General features: G+C 34.9%; 1 protein-coding gene. It reads right to left on the reverse strand.

Annotated features, from left to right (window positions below; all coding sequences use genetic code 11):
* A partial coding sequence (locus H3U96_RS11160; RefSeq protein WP_198196725.1) for a hypothetical protein occupies positions 1-255 on the reverse strand: 255 nt, incomplete at both ends.

Raw genomic sequence — 255 nt, forward strand, 5'->3', positions numbered from 1 at the left:
CTAAAATAGCGATAATATTTTTCTTTTTAACAGTTTTATACGTTCGGATAATATTACCTTGAGCATTTTTTATGACTTGTGAGACCGGCAAAGACTGCCCGCTTTCATATTCCGACTCTATCACCAATTTCGGGACAACATGGCTTTCAATGACAGTTAATTTACTTCGTATAGGGGAATTCTTTTTGTAATCAAACTCGGTTGTTAACCATTGCACACGGTTTTTTTGTAATGTTGAGACAATTTTACCCATGA

The organism is Gilliamella sp. M0364 (assembly GCF_016100565.1).
Lineage (GTDB): Bacteria > Pseudomonadota > Gammaproteobacteria > Enterobacterales > Orbaceae > Gilliamella > Gilliamella apis.